The organism is Tenacibaculum sp. Bg11-29, from assembly GCF_002836595.1.
In the GTDB taxonomy this organism is placed as follows: domain Bacteria; phylum Bacteroidota; class Bacteroidia; order Flavobacteriales; family Flavobacteriaceae; genus Polaribacter.
Genome location: NZ_PJBB01000003.1, coordinates 3,614,758 through 3,631,761 on the forward strand (window position 1 = coordinate 3,614,758; position 17,004 = coordinate 3,631,761).

At 32.0% G+C, this 17,004-nt stretch carries 16 protein-coding genes; all 16 read left to right on the plus strand.

Annotated features, from left to right (window positions below; genetic code table 11):
• The first annotated feature begins 3 nt into the window (after positions 1–3).
• The 16 genes from CXF68_RS16350 to cobW all read left to right on the plus strand — a co-directional run bounded on the left by CXF68_RS16350 (position 4) and on the right by cobW (position 16,996).
• Positions 4–804: a ferredoxin gene (locus CXF68_RS16350; protein WP_101046187.1), complete on the plus strand. Its 801-nt coding sequence runs from the start codon at positions 4–6 to the stop codon at positions 802–804.
• A 2-nt stretch (positions 805–806) separates the two neighbouring features.
• Positions 807–2,351: a uroporphyrinogen-III C-methyltransferase gene (gene cobA, locus CXF68_RS16355; RefSeq protein WP_157821972.1), complete on the plus strand. Its 1,545-nt coding sequence runs from the start codon at positions 807–809 to the stop codon at positions 2,349–2,351.
• 4 nt (positions 2,352–2,355) lie between these two features.
• Positions 2,356–3,288, plus strand: coding sequence for a sirohydrochlorin chelatase (locus CXF68_RS16360; protein WP_101046189.1), 933 nt, complete (start codon positions 2,356–2,358; stop codon positions 3,286–3,288).
• Entirely contained in the window at positions 3,285–3,995 is a 711-nt protein-coding gene (gene cobI / locus CXF68_RS16365) for a precorrin-2 C(20)-methyltransferase (protein WP_101046190.1), read from the plus strand. Before CXF68_RS16360 ends, cobI begins: the two co-directional genes overlap by 4 nt.
• Positions 3,992–5,368: a precorrin-3B C(17)-methyltransferase gene (gene cobJ, locus CXF68_RS16370; RefSeq protein WP_101046191.1), complete on the plus strand. Its 1,377-nt coding sequence runs from the start codon at positions 3,992–3,994 to the stop codon at positions 5,366–5,368. The genes cobI and cobJ overlap by 4 nt, the downstream gene beginning before the upstream one ends.
• Positions 5,369–5,370: 2 nt before the next feature.
• On the plus strand, positions 5,371–6,009 hold the full coding sequence (bluB, locus tag CXF68_RS16375; RefSeq protein ID WP_101046192.1) for a 5,6-dimethylbenzimidazole synthase: 639 nt from the start codon (positions 5,371–5,373) through the stop codon (positions 6,007–6,009).
• A gap of 3 nt (positions 6,010–6,012) precedes the next feature.
• The gene (cbiE, locus tag CXF68_RS16380) at positions 6,013–7,212 is read left to right on the plus strand and encodes a precorrin-6y C5,15-methyltransferase (decarboxylating) subunit CbiE (protein ID WP_101046193.1); all 1,200 of its coding nucleotides are present in this window, start codon (positions 6,013–6,015) and stop codon (positions 7,210–7,212) included.
• Complete coding sequence (cobM, locus tag CXF68_RS16385) at positions 7,213–9,054, plus strand: precorrin-4 C(11)-methyltransferase (protein WP_101046194.1); 1,842 nt, start codon at positions 7,213–7,215, stop codon at positions 9,052–9,054. It abuts the gene before it with no gap.
• 15 nt (positions 9,055–9,069) lie between these two features.
• On the plus strand, positions 9,070–9,543 hold the full coding sequence (locus tag CXF68_RS16390; RefSeq protein WP_101046195.1) for a hypothetical protein: 474 nt from the start codon (positions 9,070–9,072) through the stop codon (positions 9,541–9,543).
• Between the two features lie 47 nt (positions 9,544–9,590).
• Complete coding sequence (locus CXF68_RS16395; RefSeq protein WP_101046196.1) at positions 9,591–10,379, plus strand: precorrin-6A/cobalt-precorrin-6A reductase; 789 nt, start codon at positions 9,591–9,593, stop codon at positions 10,377–10,379.
• Positions 10,370–11,455, plus strand: a complete 1,086-nt coding sequence (gene cbiD, locus CXF68_RS16400; protein ID WP_101046197.1) for a cobalt-precorrin-5B (C(1))-methyltransferase CbiD — start codon at positions 10,370–10,372, stop codon at positions 11,453–11,455. The genes CXF68_RS16395 and cbiD overlap by 10 nt, the downstream gene beginning before the upstream one ends.
• Complete coding sequence (locus CXF68_RS16405; RefSeq protein ID WP_101046198.1) at positions 11,452–12,168, plus strand: hypothetical protein; 717 nt, start codon at positions 11,452–11,454, stop codon at positions 12,166–12,168. Before cbiD ends, CXF68_RS16405 begins: the two co-directional genes overlap by 4 nt.
• Entirely contained in the window at positions 12,165–13,808 is a 1,644-nt protein-coding gene (locus CXF68_RS16410; protein WP_101046199.1) for an AAA family ATPase, read from the plus strand. The genes CXF68_RS16405 and CXF68_RS16410 overlap by 4 nt, the downstream gene beginning before the upstream one ends.
• Positions 13,809–13,819: 11 nt before the next feature.
• Entirely contained in the window at positions 13,820–15,136 is a 1,317-nt protein-coding gene (locus CXF68_RS16415) for a cobyrinate a,c-diamide synthase (protein ID WP_101046200.1), read from the plus strand.
• Entirely contained in the window at positions 15,133–15,723 is a 591-nt protein-coding gene (locus CXF68_RS16420) for a cob(I)yrinic acid a,c-diamide adenosyltransferase (RefSeq protein ID WP_101046201.1), read from the plus strand. Before CXF68_RS16415 ends, CXF68_RS16420 begins: the two co-directional genes overlap by 4 nt.
• Before the next feature lie 256 nt (positions 15,724–15,979).
• Complete coding sequence (cobW, locus tag CXF68_RS16425; RefSeq protein ID WP_101046202.1) at positions 15,980–16,996, plus strand: cobalamin biosynthesis protein CobW; 1,017 nt, start codon at positions 15,980–15,982, stop codon at positions 16,994–16,996.
• Positions 16,997–17,004: the final 8 nt, after the last annotated feature.

Below are 17,004 nucleotides of genomic sequence, written 5' to 3' on the forward strand. Positions count from 1 at the left end.
ATTATGGGTAAAAACATCGCCAATACAACACATACTTTTTTCTTCTGCGACGGAGGTTCTTGTCAAAAAGCAGGAGGCGAAAAAGTTGTTAGAGAAGCTAGAGCTTATTTAAGAAATAATGATCTTTGGGATACTACCCATACCATTAAAACGAGATGTAACGGACGATGTGAAGATGCCCCTACCTGTATTGTAAGCCCAGGAGAGTTTTGGTATAAAGAATTAACCCCCGAAAAAATAACGCATATTGTAAAAGGGCATTTAAATAATGAATGCCCTATAGAAACTGAATTATTATATAAAAAAGGATGGGATAAGCAAATTTCTAACAACGAAAGAGCGCCTATAACACCAAAGCCTTTTGAACTAAAAAATGATACAGAATTAGGTGCGTGTTTTATTACCAAAGGGTTTAGTTCAGATCAGTATTTATATCCGTTGTTCTTATACCTTAAAGAAAATCCAGATGGGGTAACTCTTACTATGACAAATCAAAATTCTATTGAGTTTAAAGACATTGAGACGTTAGAATATTCTAAAACACATACACTTGAATTATTTACTAAAACAACTTGTATTCCTTTAACTATTGCAGCTGTACCTAAAGATAATAAGGAGTTACAACAAGCTAAAATTTCGAGTACCGAGTATTTTTATAAAAAGGAATCGCAGCAAGTTGGTATTCGTTTTAAAAATAAATTTGGTGAAGTTTTAGGAAAAATAGCATTCGATTCTATAGCTAATAAAGGCTGGGAATATTGCAGAAAAATACAGTTAAAAAACGCAATTTTAAATTTAACATAACAATGAAAAAAAGTATTTCAATACTAGGTTTAGGTTGGTTAGGTTTACCATTAGCTTTAGAACTTCAAAAAAGTGGCTATACAGTTAATGGAAGTACTTCTAGTTTAGATAGGTTAACATCATTAGCTAAATATTCTTTTCATAATTGTAGAATAAGAATTGAAGCAGATACTATCATAGGAGATTGGGAATCTTTTATTCATGAAACAGCAACACTAATTATCAATTTTCCGCCAAAACGAATTGATACTATTGAAACAATACACCCGCTACAGATTAAACAAATTATAAAGCATACGCCAAAAACTACAAAAGTAATTTTTGTTAGCTCAACGTCTGTTTATCAAAATACCAATAGCCTTGTAAACGAAGCTATAAACTGTATTCCTGAAAAAGCTTCTGGCACTGCACTAATAGAAGCAGAACAATTATTGCAACAACATTTTGGCAGCAACTTAACTGTTTTACGTTTGGCTGGTTTAATTGGCCCTAAACGTCACCCCGGCAGGTTTTTGGCAAACAAAAAACAATTAAAAAACCCTAACGTTCCTGTTAACCTTATTCATCAAAAAGATGTTATTCGGTTAATAGCAACTATTATAAATAAAGATTGTTTTGGTGAAATTATTAACGGTTGTGCTGATGTGCATCCTAAAAGAAAAGATTTTTATGAGAATGCAGCCATTAAATTAAATATGCCTGCTCCTATTTTTGAAACTAGCGCTAAGGAAAGTTATAAAATAGTTGATAATTCTAAATCTAAATTAGTACTAAATTTCACCTATCAATTCTCAAATCCTGAATGGATATTTACAAAAGACTATTTACCTGAAATAGCAATTGTAGGTTGTGGACCAGGTAATAAAAATCTATTAACCTTAAAAGCTTTTCACGCTATTGAAAATGCTGATATTATTTTACATGATAATTTAATTTCAGATGAAATATTAGCGATTAATACACAGGCTGAACATATTTATGTAGGTAGAAAATACGGAGACAAAGAAGATCAAGAAACACGTCAGAATAACATCAACTCACTAATGAAAAAACATTGTGAGCTAGGGAATAAAGTTGTTCGCGTAAAATCTGGAGATCCATATATCTATGGAAGAGCCGCTGAAGAAGTTCGCTTTTTAAAACAGCATGATTTACCCTTTACTGTTGTTCCAGGAATTTCTGCCGCCTTAGCCGCTGCTAGTTCTGTAAACATTCCTATTACTGAGAGAAGACAATCGAACGCTATTTTAATTTGTACAGCACATACTGCCGATTATTCAACCGCACAGCTTAAAGGAATCGCAGAAATGCTAAACGCTGGTAACACACTAGCACTTTACATGGGGCTAAAAAGTTTAGATAAAATTATTCCTAAGCTAATAGAAGTATGTAAAAACACAAACATTCCTATCAATGCAATTTCTAATGTTTCTAGAGAAAACGAAGTGTTACTCTCATCAACATTAGGCGAGATAGAAAACGATATAAAAAAACAAGAGCTACAAATGCCTGTAGTATTTTTAATAGGAGTAAAACCAATTAATTAAAAGAATGAAAAAAGGAATTTTACTTTGCGGACATGGTAGTAGAACCAAAACAGGAACTGATTCTTTTAAAGAATTAGTTGCCATACTACAAGCTCGTTATACAGATTATGAAGTAGATTATGGATTTTTAGAATTTAACCATCCTGTTTATGAAGCTTCTATTGAGCGTATGTATCAAAAAGGAATTCGTGAAATTTATGCGTTACCTATCATTCTTTTTGCAGGTTCACATGCTAAGAATGATATTCCGTATGAAATGAATACCATACAAAGCTATTATAGTGATTTAACTATAAAAATGGGAAAACACCTTGGTGTGAATTCATTTTTATTAGAATTAGCACAAAAAAGAGTTTTGGAAGAAGAAAGTAAACATACACCGATGGATAGAAAAGAGGTGTGCTTAATGGTTGTAGGTAGAGGAACAACCGATACTGACGCCAACTCTGATGTTCATAAATTAGCTTGTATGTTAGGTGAAGGTATGGGCTTTGGCTTTACAACAGTATCCTACAGTGGTACCGCCTACCCTACTGTTACTAAAAGTTTAGAACTTACAAGTAAAATGGAATTTAAACGTACGATTGCAATTCCTTTTTTCTTTTTTACAGGTATTCTGTTAGAACGTATTTATAATGAGATTAGAACATTTAGTGCTACTTCTCCTCATGAATATGTGTATACCAAAGCCTTTGGTAGCGATGAGTTAATCTTAAAAGCTTTTGATGAGCGCTTAGATGAAACTATTAACGGTACGGCAAATATGAATTGTCAATTGTGTAAATACAGAAAACAAATTGTTGGTTTAGAATCGGAAGTAGGAAAAGAACAAATCGGTCACCATTTAGGTGTAAAAGGTGTTTTGTTTGAAGAAGATGAAAAAGTTGGTCAAAAAAACAGCGTATTTACTAAAATTAAAAAAGGTTTAGGAATATGATAAAAGGTACAATATACGGTGTTTCTTTAGGTCCTGGTGATCCTGATTTAATTACTTTAAAAGGGGTAAAAGCTTTACAGAACGCAGATAAAATATATTATCCTGGGTCTTTATTTAAAGATGGCAGAAAAGCTAGTTATTCACGCTCAATTTTAGATAACTATAATTTAGATTCACAAAAACTCGAAGGGTTTTATTTAAAAATGGATTTAGAGAGAGCGCAAGCAAAGGTTATTTATGAAACAACCTTTCAACAAATACTTTCTGATTATAACAAAGGATTATCTATAGCAATTGTTAGCGAAGGAGACATTAGTACGTTTAGCTCTTTTTCTTATCTGTTAGAAAAAATACAAACGCATAATTTAAGTATCAATTTAATTCCAGGTATTAGCTCTTACTTGCATTTAGCATCTGAAAGTAAAATACCATTGTGTTTACAAAACGAAAAAGTAGTCGTAATTCCTCGCATACAAACCAAAGAAGAACTAGAAGAGGCTATTGCTAATTTCGACACTGTAGTATTAATGAAAATTATATCGGTTGTTGACATAATTACCGCTGTAATCGATACTCAAAAACATAACGTTACTTATGCCGAACGCTTAGGAACGAATCAACAATTTATAACGAATAACTGGAGTACTGCCAGTATAAGAGAAACACCTTATTTTTCTCTTATGATTATTAAAAAAATAAACAAATGAAAATAACCGTAGCAGGCTTAGGTCCTGGAGATATCAATTATATGTTGCCCGTAGTTAAAAATGCTTTAGAAAAAGCAGATGTAGTTATTGGTTACGATTATTATTTTCAATTTGGAGCATCACTTTTTAAAGAAGATGCTGAACTTATTTCAATGCCTTTAGGTAAAGAAGAAGCAAGAGCACATAAAGCTGTTGAAAAAGCGAAAGAAGATAAATATGTAGTAGTTATTGGCTCTGGAGATGCCAGTATTTATGCCATGGCAGCGATTGTTTATGAAGTGGTATCTAAAGGAAATGATGATGCTATTGAATTAGAAACACTTCCTGGTGTTTCTGCTTTTTTAGCTGCTGGTAGTAAGTTAGGTGCACCGTTAGGTCATGATTTTTGCTGTATTTCATTGTCTGATTTAATGACGCCTTGGAACAAAATTGAGCAAAGAATTAAAGCTGCTGCAATGGGAGATTTTGTAACCAGTTTATACAACCCAAAAAGTAAAAAAAGACATTGGCAGTTAGGTAGATTGCAGAAAATATTTTTAACAGAACGCTCACCTGCTACCCCAGTTGCGATTATAAGACATGTAACACGACCAGAAGAAGAACTTAAAATTACCACTTTAGGAGAATTTAACCCTGAAGATGTAGATATGTTTTGTTTGGTTATGATTGGAAACTCGCAAACCTATCGTTTTAAAGATTATTTGGTTACTCCTAGAGGTTATTTAAATAGAAAACCACATACAGGTAAAGAAATTCAACAAGAAAGCTTTAGAATTGTTACCGATCATATTAAAGAAATTCCTTTTTCTATTGCTGATAAATGGGCAGTAACGAGAGTTATACATACTACAGGAATTTTAGAAGATTTTAATCATTATTCAGCAACACCGAGTGCTATTGAAAACTGGCATACACATCTTAAAAATGGTGGAGAAATTGTTACTGATGTTACCATGGTAAAAGCAGGAATCACAAAAGCTTTTATAAAAGAATATGGAAATCAAATTCACTGTTTATTAAATGATGATGAAGCACAAGCGCTAGCTAAATCAGCAGATATTACCCGATCACAAGCTGGTATTAGAAAAGCTATTGAAAAATACCCGAATGCTTTATATGTAGTAGGAAATGCCCCTACTGCTTTATTCGAAATTGTTGACCAATTAAGAGACAATACTGCTTTTAAACCTGTTGGTATAATTGGAGTACCTGTTGGTTTTGTAAATGTTTTAGAATCAAAAGAACAATTATCACAAATTGCAACTACCGATTGGGTAATTATTGAAGGAAACAGAGGTGGTAGCAATGTTGCAGCAGCTATTACAAATGCAGCTTTTACATTACCTGAAGCTTCAACTTATTTTAAATCTTAAAAATGAACAAATTCACTCCAGAAAATATAGAAACCTTAGAGCAAATAATACTTGCGCGTAGAGATGTTAGAGGTAATCGTTTTATAAACACCCCTATTCTTCAAAAGGATTTAGATAAAATTCTATTTGCTGGAGTAAACGCACCTTCTGTTGGGTTTTCTCAACCTTGGGAATTTGTAGTTATTAAAGATTTAGACATTAGAAATAAAATAAAAGACAGTTTTTTTGAAGAGAATGAAAAAGCGAAAACTCTTTTTGAAGGAAAAAAAGCAGATGCCTACACGCAGTTAAAATTAGAAGGAATTGTGGAGTCTGCTTTAAACATCGCTGTTTTTTATAAACCAAGTGAACATCCTGTTTTAGGGCAAACTACGATGAAAGAAGCTGGTGTTTACTCAGTAGTATGCGCCATTCAAAATATGTGGTTAATGGCAAGAGCTTTAAACGTTGGTTTAGGTTGGGTAAGTATTTTAAATACGAACAAAGTTAAAACCATTTTAAATGCTCCTGAAAACAGACAGCTGATAGGTTATTTATGCTTAGGTCATGTAGATAAGTTTTATGAAAATCCAGAATTAGAACGTTTGCAATGGGAAAAGCGTAAAAATATAAACGATGTTGTAATTAAAGATTCTTATTAATAAATGAGATTAATAAAAAAACATATCGATTTTTATTTAATTGGAATTAGCAATCATCCTAGTCCGAAATTGAATGATGATGTCTTGAAATTAATTAAAGAAGCAACTGTTTTTTCTGGTGGAAAACGACATTATCAATTGGTAAAATCGTTCTTACCCGAAAACCATACTTGGATTGAAATTTCAGGTAAAATGGATGCGCTGATGAATCAGTATAAAAAAATTACTACTACCATTGTGGTTTTTGCCTCTGGTGATCCTTTTTTCTATGGTTTCGGAAATACGTTACAACGCTTATTACCCAATGCAAAATTAAGCGCTACTCCTTATTTTAATAGTATTCAACTGTTATGTCATAAAACACAAACAAACTACAATACATTAAAATCGGTATCTATACACGGCAGAGATTGGTCTGCCCTAGATGAAGCACTAATTAAAAGAAACGAATTAATTGGTGTATTAACCGATAACAAAAAAACACCTGCCGAAATTGCGAAACGTATGCTGCAATATGGTTTTGATAATTACTCAATAACCATTGGAGAAGCTTTAGACGGAGATAATGAACATATTGAGCAACTAGATTTAGTTTCTTGTTCTAACAAAACACACAATAATTTAAACTGTGTTTTATTAAAACAAACGTCACCTAAACATAAACCTTTTGGTATTCCTGATGCATCCTTTATTCCATTAACGAATAGAGCAAACATGATTACCAAAATGCCAATTCGATTAAGTACTATTAGTGCTTTAGAATTACAAAATAAAACAGTGCTTTGGGACGTAGGTGCTTGTACAGGATCTGTTGCTATTGAAGCAAAACAACATTTTCCGCATTTAAAAATCGTTGCCTTTGAAAAACGAACAGAATGCACTGATATTATTCAACAGAATACAGCACGTTTTTCTACTCCTGGTATTGACATTATTATTGATGATTTTTTTAATCTCAATTTAAATGATTTTGAAATTCCTGATGTTGTTTTTATTGGTGGTCATGGTGGTCGCTTAAAAGAACTACTCCATTTAATACATCAACTAAACCCAGCAGTACGATTCGTTACCAACGCTGTAAGAGAAAACAGCTCTAAAATATTTACAGAAGAACTTACAAAATTGAATTACATCATTAATACTAGTGTTATTCAAGTAAACCAACATAATAAAATTAGCATTCACACAGCTGAACAAAAATAAATGAGAAAAATAGCCATCATAGCAGTAACTGAAAAAGGAATAGAAAAAGCCCTTATTATTCAGAAAGAATTTCCAAAATCATTAGTCATAACTACTTTACAATCTAGTAATGAAAATGTATCAACTATTACGTCTATTTCAGACTATTTAGCTGATAATTTCATGAAACTTGATGGTATTTGTTTTGTGACAGCCTTGGGTATTTGCGTACGCTTAATTGCACCATATATTCAAGATAAAAATACCGATCCTGCAGTAATTTCTGTTGATGATTTAGGTTTAAATGTACAATCTGTATTAAGCGGACATAAAGGTGGAGCGAATGATTTCGCATCAAAAACGGCGAGTGTATTAGGAGCAAAAGCTATAATATCTACGGCAAGTGATGTGCAAAATATTTGGGCTTTAGATACCCTTGGAAATCAATTTGATTGGCAAACAGAAAGTTCAGTGCCTACAAATAAAATAATGGCGTTGTTTGTTAATAACAAACCAACAGCATTACTTTTAGATATTAAAGATAAAGGGACACAGCATTTAGAAAAAACGGTTCCTAGTTTTGTAACTGTTTTTTATAATGAAAAAGATATTGATTATACGCAATTCCAATTATTTATTGCGGTAAGTTATAAAGTTTACGAAGCAAAAATTCCTAGTTTATTTTTAATTCCCAAAGTACTATCTGTTGGTTCTGGATGTTCTAAGCAATTAGATTTCGAGCTATTTCAAGAAACATTCAAATTAAAATTAGCTGCTGAGGGGTTACACTTTTCTGCCATTAAAAACTTTGGTTCTATTGATATTAAAGCAGCACAGCAAGCCTATTTAGATTTTAGTGAGACTAACAATATTCCTTTCAGCACATTTACTTCTGATACCATAAATACTATTTCAATACCAAACCCGAGTGCAATGGTGCAATCTAAAATTGGTGTTAATGGTGTTTCAGAATCTTGTGCAATACTACTTTCTGGAAACAATGATTTACTTGTTGAAAAACAGAAAATTCATTTAGATAACAGTGAAAAATTTACTTTTTCTGTTGCTTTAAACGCAGAAGCGGTACGTAAAACAGCCATTGCAATTATTGGTGCAGGGCCTGGTGATGAGGAATTAATAACCGTAAAAGGAAAACAATATTTAGAAGAAGCTGATTGCGTGTTATATGCAGGAAGCTTAATTCCTGAAGAAATGACTAATTGGTGTAAGCCAGGAGCGGTAGTTAGAAACTCGGCAATGATGACTTTAGAGGAGCAAGTTTCTTTAATGCAAGAACATTATAAAAAAGGAAATGCTATTGTTCGTTTACAATGTGGAGATCCTTCTTTATATGGTGCTATTCAAGAACAAATGACCATTTTTGATGAATTAGAAATGGATTATTTTATTATTCCTGGAATTTCTTCATTTAGTGCAGCAGCAGCAGTATTAAAATCGGAATTTACCATACCAGAAGTAGTACAATCTATTGTGTTAACTCGTGGTGAAGGAAAAACACCAATGCCTTCAAAAGAAAGTATTTCTGCTTTTGCTGCAACAAATTCAACCATGTGTATTTTTTTAAGTGTTGCTATTGCTAAAAAAGTAGAAGCGCAACTATTAGAACATTTTGATGCAGATACTCCCGTAGCTGTTATGTATCGAATTTCTTGGAAAGATGAAGAAATATTTCAAGGAAAATTAGAAAACCTAGCACAAATTGTAAAAGAGAGTAAAAAAACAAGAACGGTATTAATTGTAGTAGGTCATGCTATTGGAGCTCGTAAAAACAGATCGCAATTATACAATCCTGAATGGAAACACATTTTTAGAACCAATAAGAAATTTGTAGTTACAGAGTAGTTTTGCGCGTTGAAAATGAATAAAACCTTAAAAAATATATTAATAGGATTTACGGTTATAACAGGAATTGGAATTATTGGCTATTTAGCACTTGTTGCGCTAGTTTGGTATCAATTCAATATTGGCTGTGGAATTGACGATGGACCATTTAAAGCAGTGATTGTTGCCCAAATTGAAATAACAAAAAGTGCTAAAGAATTTGATTTATCTGATAATGGAATATTAATGTTAGAAAATAGAAATGATACTCTTTCTCCTATATTGACTTTGATTGAAAAAGGAAAAGTTAAATGGACTTTGGATATGAATACCAAAAATACAAAAGGGTACGAATCAACCAACATATGGAGAATTAGTAATATATCAGTCGAAAAGAAAACTGACCCAATAAAACTGTTCTTTACTGGTCATTGGACTTATGGAGCTGAGCATGGTTCAATAGAAATTGATAGAGAAGATGGAGATAATAAATTCTGTTTAAGTTGGTAACTTAAAAAAGAATAGGCCTAATTAATTAAACATAATAAAAAAGAAAAATGATACTTGTATTTGGAGGAACAACAGAAGGTAGAAAAGTAGCAAAATTGCTACAAGAAAAATCGATGCCTTTTGTGTATTCAACAAAAACAAATATTCCTTTTGAAGAAAACAAGATTGCCAGCTACAGGTATGGCGCTTTAAATGAGAAACAGTTAGAAAATTATCTGATAAAAAACGAGGTAAAACTGATTATTAATGCCTCGCACCCTTTTGCCGAAATATTGCATAATACTATCGCAAGGGTGGCTGAAAGTTTGCAAATACCTGTAATACGATTTGGTAGAAAATTATTATCAAAAACAATTCATCCGTTAGTATCTTATGTAAATACTTATGATGATGCTTCTAAATTATTTAAGGAAACCCATATACTTTTAGCATTAACAGGTGTGCAATCTATTAAGGGACTAAAACAATGGTGGCAAAAAAACACTACCTATTTTAGAATACTTAACAGACCTGAATCTTTAGCTATTGCAAGAGAGAGTAATTTCCCTGAAGAACAATTAATTTTAGGATTGCCTTCTGCTGATTTAAAAAAAGAGATTGAGTTAATTAAAGCAAAATCAATCAATATTATTTTAACTAAAGAAACAGGAAACAGTGGTTTTTTAAGTACAAAAATAGAAGCGGCATTAAAAACGGATACACAAATCATCATCATCACACAACCAGAAATTCCATCTTACTTTCAACCAGTATTTAATGTAGTTGAGTTAGAAAATTTACTTACTAGCATATATAGTTCATTATCAATAACTAATAACGCTACAAAATGGGATTAAGAAAAGTACCTAAAGGCCCTTTAAGAGACGGATTTACAACCGGTACGTCTGCCACAGCTGCTGCAAAATCAGGATTGATGGCGATAATCCATCAAAAAGAAATAGCTTCAGTAAGTGTGCACCTCCCTATTGATAAAGTATTAGAAATTCCTGTGCATCATTGTGAATTTACAGAAAATACCGCTAAATCTTCAGTAATTAAAGATGCAGGTGATGATCCTGATGTAACAAACGGAGCCGAAATTGGATGTATTTTAAAACTAACACAAGAAAAAGAAATTCAATTTATTGCAGGCGAAGGTGTTGGCACTGTTACGCTTAAAGGATTGGAACTAGCTATTGGAGAACCTGCTATTAATCCTGTTCCTAGAAAAATGATAACCAGTGCCATTCAAAAATTATTGCATGATTATGATTTAGAATGTGGTGTATCTGTAACAGTATATGTTACGAATGGTAAAAAGTTAGCAAAACGTACACTTAATGAACGCGTAGGTATCATGAATGGTTTATCTATTTTAGGTACAAGCGGTATTGTAAAACCTTATTCATCTTCGTCATATATAGCAAGTATAGAGCAAGGTATTGACGTTGCTGTTGCAAATAACATTAATGAATTAGTAATTAATTCGGGTGCTAGAAGTGAAAAATATTTATCCGATAAATTTAGTCATTTACCTGAATATGCTTTTATTCATTATGGAAATTGGATTGGTGAAACACTTATTAAAATAAATAAATCTCCCATTAAAAAAGTAAGCATTGGTATTATGCTTGGTAAAGCGGTAAAGTTAGCTGGCGGAATTACAGATACGCATAGTTGTGTATCTAGCTGGAACAAAGATTTTGTAGTTGAATTAGCAAATCAAGTTGGATTTTACGATGCCGATAAAATAAAAGAATTAAACATGGCTGGACGATTGATTGAATTGTTTGAGTTTGAACAAAACTCACCCTTTTTTCAATTGTTATTAGAACACTGTTATCAACATACACATTCAAAAATTAAACAGGTAATACTAGATATTTACCTTATTCATAAAAACGGAACACTTATTAAATTTATTAAAAAATGACTTTAACTTCTTTAATTAGGCCCTTAATGGCTGGTATTTTACATTCTTTTGAACCTGATCATGTTACAGCTGTTTCAGTATTAGCTACAGAAAATGCGATCAATAAAAAAAAGGTCAACTTTAAATCTGTTTTTAAAGCATCTCAATGGGCTTTTGGTCATTCAGTAACGCTATTGCTTTTTGGTGGTGTAGCATTGTTATTTAAAAGCATGGCAACATTATTTATAAATGATATTTCCTTTTACGCAGAACTAGCTGTAGGACCTATTATGATTTGGTTAGGAGTTGTAGCTATTAAAAGAAATCATGCTATTAATGAAATGGTAAATGATCATAAAAAAATTGAAGCTCATGAACATGACCTTTCAAACCCAATACATTTACATGGAACCAAGGGAGAAGAAATAGCAGTAAACCCAATGAATAAATCTTTTTGGATTGGTATGTTACACGGTTTAGCAGGAACAGGTGGTGCATTAACATCTGCTTTAGTTTTAAGTAGTACCACGGTAGCTGATGCTATTCTAATTTTAGCAGTAGAATCATTAGGTATTATTGTAGCAATGGGTGTTTATAGCTATGTTTTAATTTATGTAATGAGTCGATTTTTAGAACGAAACTTAGCTATTTTTAAATGGATGAATGGTATTGCAGGAATAGCTTCTGTTATTATTGGAATTGTTTGGTTATATAATAGTGTTCCTCAATTATGATACAAGATAAAAAACATCTCAATTTTCCTTTTTCAGCTATTGTTGGTCAAGATAATTTTAAGCTAGCGCTTATTTTAAATTTGGTTGATCCACTTATTGGTGGCGTACTTGCTATTGGAGATAAAGGTACAGGAAAAACTACTTTAATTCGGTCGGTAGCCAACTTAATGAGCAAGCAGCAAAATTCGTCTTTCGTAAATTTACCTATTGGTGTTTCTGAAGACAGAATTTTAGGTAGTATTGATTTAGAACAATTGATAAATACTAAAAAAGAAGTCGTTAATCTTGGTTTAATGGCACAGGCTCACGAAGGTATTTTATATGTAGATGAAATTAACTTATTACAAGATTATCTTACAGATATACTATTAGATGCTGCTGCCTCTGGTAACTATTATTTAGAAAGAGAAGGTGTTTCACATTATTTTAAAAGTCGTTTTTGTTTAGTTGGTTCTATGAACCCAGAAGAAGGAAATTTACGTCCTCAGTTAAAAGATCGTTTTGGTTTAAGTGTTACTATAAAAACACCTACTGAGGTTAAAATTCGCCAGCAAATAATTAAGCAACGTTTTAAATTTGACGATAATCCTGTTTCCTTTATAGCGAATTATAAAAGTGAAGAAGATAGTATTTCAAAGCAAATTGAATTTGCTAAAAAGAACTTAAAATCTATAAAAATAGAAGATGCAATTATTGAATATTGTAGCGAATTAGCCGTAAAACATCAAGTGGAAGGTTTACGTGCAGATATTTTATTATTAAAAACTGCAAGAGCGTATGTAGCGTATCAGAATACCGTTATAATTACTAAAAAAGATGTAGACGTAATTGCCGATTTTGTATTAAATCATAGAAGTTTACACACGCCTCCTAATCAACAAGATTCTTCTGAAAATCAAAATAACCAATCACCAGAAAACAATTCTGAGACAAGTTCATCTAAAGAAGAAAACGCAGCTATTCTTATCCCTAAAAACGAGTTTCAAAAACAAAAAGAAAGCACCTCTAATACCATACAGCAAGCAACAAACACTATTGATAGTGTAGAAGGTAATATTTCAGTTAATGACACAAAAAAAACGGTAAGTCAATATTTAGCAACTGATAAATTTGAATTAAAAACAAAACGAAAAAACAACCTATTAAAGCAACATCATATTTTTTTAATTGACTCTAGCGGTTCAATGTTAAAAGACAAAATTATTGCTTATGCTAAAGGAACTGTAAATAAAATAGCCGAAAACTCTAAAAACCAAAACACAGAATTTTCAATGATTTCGTTGTTTGATGGTGAAGCACAACTTCTTTTAAACCAAACAAAAATTTTAAAAGATATTGAAACAGTTTTAATGGATTTAAAAACTGGTGGAAAAACCAATTTAAAAGCAGCTTTTAAACCAATAAAACGAATTTCAGCTGCTGTTAATTTTGAACATCACCTACATATAATAACAGATGGAAAATTAAATGCTGGTGATAATTTAGAAGATATCGTGTTGGCTTTTCAAACCTATTGTAAGGGAATACATAGTACTCAAATTATTGATGCAGAAAAAGGAATGGTAAAAATTGGTGAAGCCAAAGAACTTGCCAATCGCATTAATGCTAACTATGAAATTTTAATTACTGAAAACCTATAAATAATTAATCTTTGACTAAACAACTCATCATATCTGCTCCTAGTAGTAACGCTGGTAAAACAACCCTTACTTTAGGTTTATTGCGTTTATTAAAACGTAAAAAAAACGTTGTACAACCTTTTAAAGTAGGACCAGATTATATCGATCCAAAATTTCATGAATTGGCATGTGGTAAAACGGGAGTAAATCTCGATTTATTTATGATGTCGCAAAACGAGATCGATACTAACCTAAATTTTTACGGTAAAGACGCTCAAGTTAACTGTATTGAAGGTGTAATGGGCTTGTTTGATGGTGCAAAAAAAGACAAAGGTAGTACAGCTGAAATGGCTAAAAAACTACAAACTCCTGTTTTACTAGTAATTGATGCCAAAGCTGTTGCCTACTCTGTTGCGCCACTTATTCAAGGTTTTGTGAATTTTGATGCAGCTGTAAAAATAATGGGGGTTGTTTTTAATCGTGTAGGTTCTGAAAGACACTATATGATGTTACAAGAAGCTTGTGAGGATATTGGTGTACACTGTTTTGGATATTTAGCTAATTTAAAAAACATTGAAATTCCTTCAAGACATCTCGGATTAAACATTCAAGAAATTGAGAAATTTGATAGTGTTATTGATGAAATTGCAGATGCTTTAGAAAAAACCATACAATGGGAAAGTATTTTAGATGCTTCAAAGAAAGTTAATACAACTTCTATTACATCAAAAAAAACAACACTTACAAAAAGTATCAAATTTGCAGTAGCTAAAGATGAAGCCTTCAACTTTATATATCCTCATAATATAAATGCAATGAAACAACTGGGAGAAGTTATTTTCTTTAGCCCTATTCATGATACCGAAATTCCAAAATGTGATTTTATATTTCTTCCAGGAGGGTATCCTGAATCTCATTTAAAAGAACTTTCTTCTAATACCTCTATGTTAAAAAGCATCAAAACATTCGCTGAGAATAATGGTCAAATTTATGCAGAGTGTGGCGGAATGATGTATTTAGGAAAATCAATTATATCTGAAAGCAACATCGCTTTTAAAATGGTTAATTATTTTGATTTTGAATCGACTATAGCTAATAAAAAATTACATTTAGGCTATAGAACAACCAAAACAAATAACCACATTTTTAAAGGTCATGAGTTTCATTATTCTAGTTTACAAAATGATAATGAAACTACTATAAATGCAACAGTTTTAAATGCCAGAGATGGTGAAACTGACACTAAAATTCATAAAAAAAATAAGGTAATAGGTTCTTATATCCACCATTATTTTGGTAGATCAGAAATACTTTTACAATTGATTAACGAACTAAATAATAACGTATGAAAATTTACACAAGAAAAGGAGACAAAGGTAGTACTGGCGTTTTTGGAGGAAAAAGAGAATTTAAAAACTCGGCACGAATTGAATGTATCGGAACTTTAGATGAGGTGAATTCAACCATAGGATTAATGCGCTCTAAACTAGGAAACGACCATGAATGGCAACCTAACCTACATCGTATTCAAAAAGATATGATGAATATGATGTCGCATTTAGCACGCCCATCTGATTCTAAAAAAGTAAATCCAAATCCTGAACCTAAAGACGGTGCTGAATTCTGTGAAATTTGGATGGATGAAATGGAGGATAATATTAGTTCTCCTTCAGATTATTTCTTACTACCAGGAGGAAACGAAATATCGGCACTTTGCCACGTTTGTAGAACACAAATACGAAGAGGAGAAAGACACTTAGTTACTTTAATGCAAGAAGACCCAGAATGTGTACATGACTATATTATGAGTTACGTAAACAGAATGTCTGACTTATTTTTTACCATGGCAAGAGCCGAAATGGATAAACATGGTGTTGCTGAAGAAAAATGGAATCTTTTCTTATACAAGAGAAAGAAGAAACCTGCTACCAAGTAATTATAATAAAGAATCGTCAATCTGAATTTATTTCAGGTTCTCATCCTAATAAATAAAACACAATCGAGATGTGATTCCGAAATAAATTCGGAATGACGAAAACGGATAGTAAGTTTTGCGTTAGGGATAGCAGCGGCATCCTTTTTTGTCCCGATAGGGCAAAAAAGATATAGCGTATAGCCCGACCCAAAGGGAAACACCCAGAAACAACAAAGTAGCATTATTATAAAATATTAACGACTTAAAATTAAAAAAAATGAATAAGAAAATACCAATTACCATTGTAACCGGATTTTTAGGAGTAGGTAAAACTACTTTAGTACATAATATGCTAAAAAATGCCAACGGAAAGCGTATTGCTGTGTTGGTTAATGAATTTGGAGAAGTAGATGTAGATGGGCAATTAATTGCTTCTTCTGATTGTGGTGATGATGATTGTAATTTAGTACAACTGCCAAACGGATGTATTTGCTGTACAGTTCAAGAAGAGTTTTTACCATCTATGTTACAATTATTAGAACGTAAACACGAAATTGATCATATCGTTATTGAAACTTCAGGTTTATCAATGCCTAAACCTTTAGTAAAAGCTGTTAATTGGCCAGACTTAAAACCTCATATAACTATAGATTCAGTTATTACAGTAGTTGATGCTGTAGGAATTGCAACTGGTGAAATTTGTGACAGAGAACGTGTACAAGCACAACGTTTAGCTGATGATTCTTTAGACCATGAAACACCAATTGAGGAGTTATTTTTAGATCAATTAGCCTGTGCTGATTTAGTTTTAGTTAGCAAAAGAGATTTAGTTAACGATGAAAAATTTGAAGAGATAACTAAAATTATAACTGCTAAAGCAAGACCAAATACTAAAATTATACCTGTAGAAAACGGTACGTTAGATAATAGTTTATTGCTAGGTATTGAAGCTTCTGCAGAAGATGATGTAGATAATCGTCATTCAATTCACGAAGAGCACCATAAACATGGGCACCATCACCATCATAATGACGATATTAAAACTATTTTGTTAGAATATGCTGAAACAACAGATATCAAAACTTTAGTGAATGATTTAAAAGCACTTGTAGAAAAACACGAAATTTATAGAATTAAAGGTTTTGTAAACATTCCTAACAAACCAATGCGTATGGTTTTACAAGGTGTTGGGTCGCGTTTTGATTATTATTTTGAAAGACCTTGGAGTGAAAATGAAGAGCGTAAAACAAAATTAGTAGTTATTGGTAAAGGAATTGAAGGAATAAAGGCATAAAATATTAT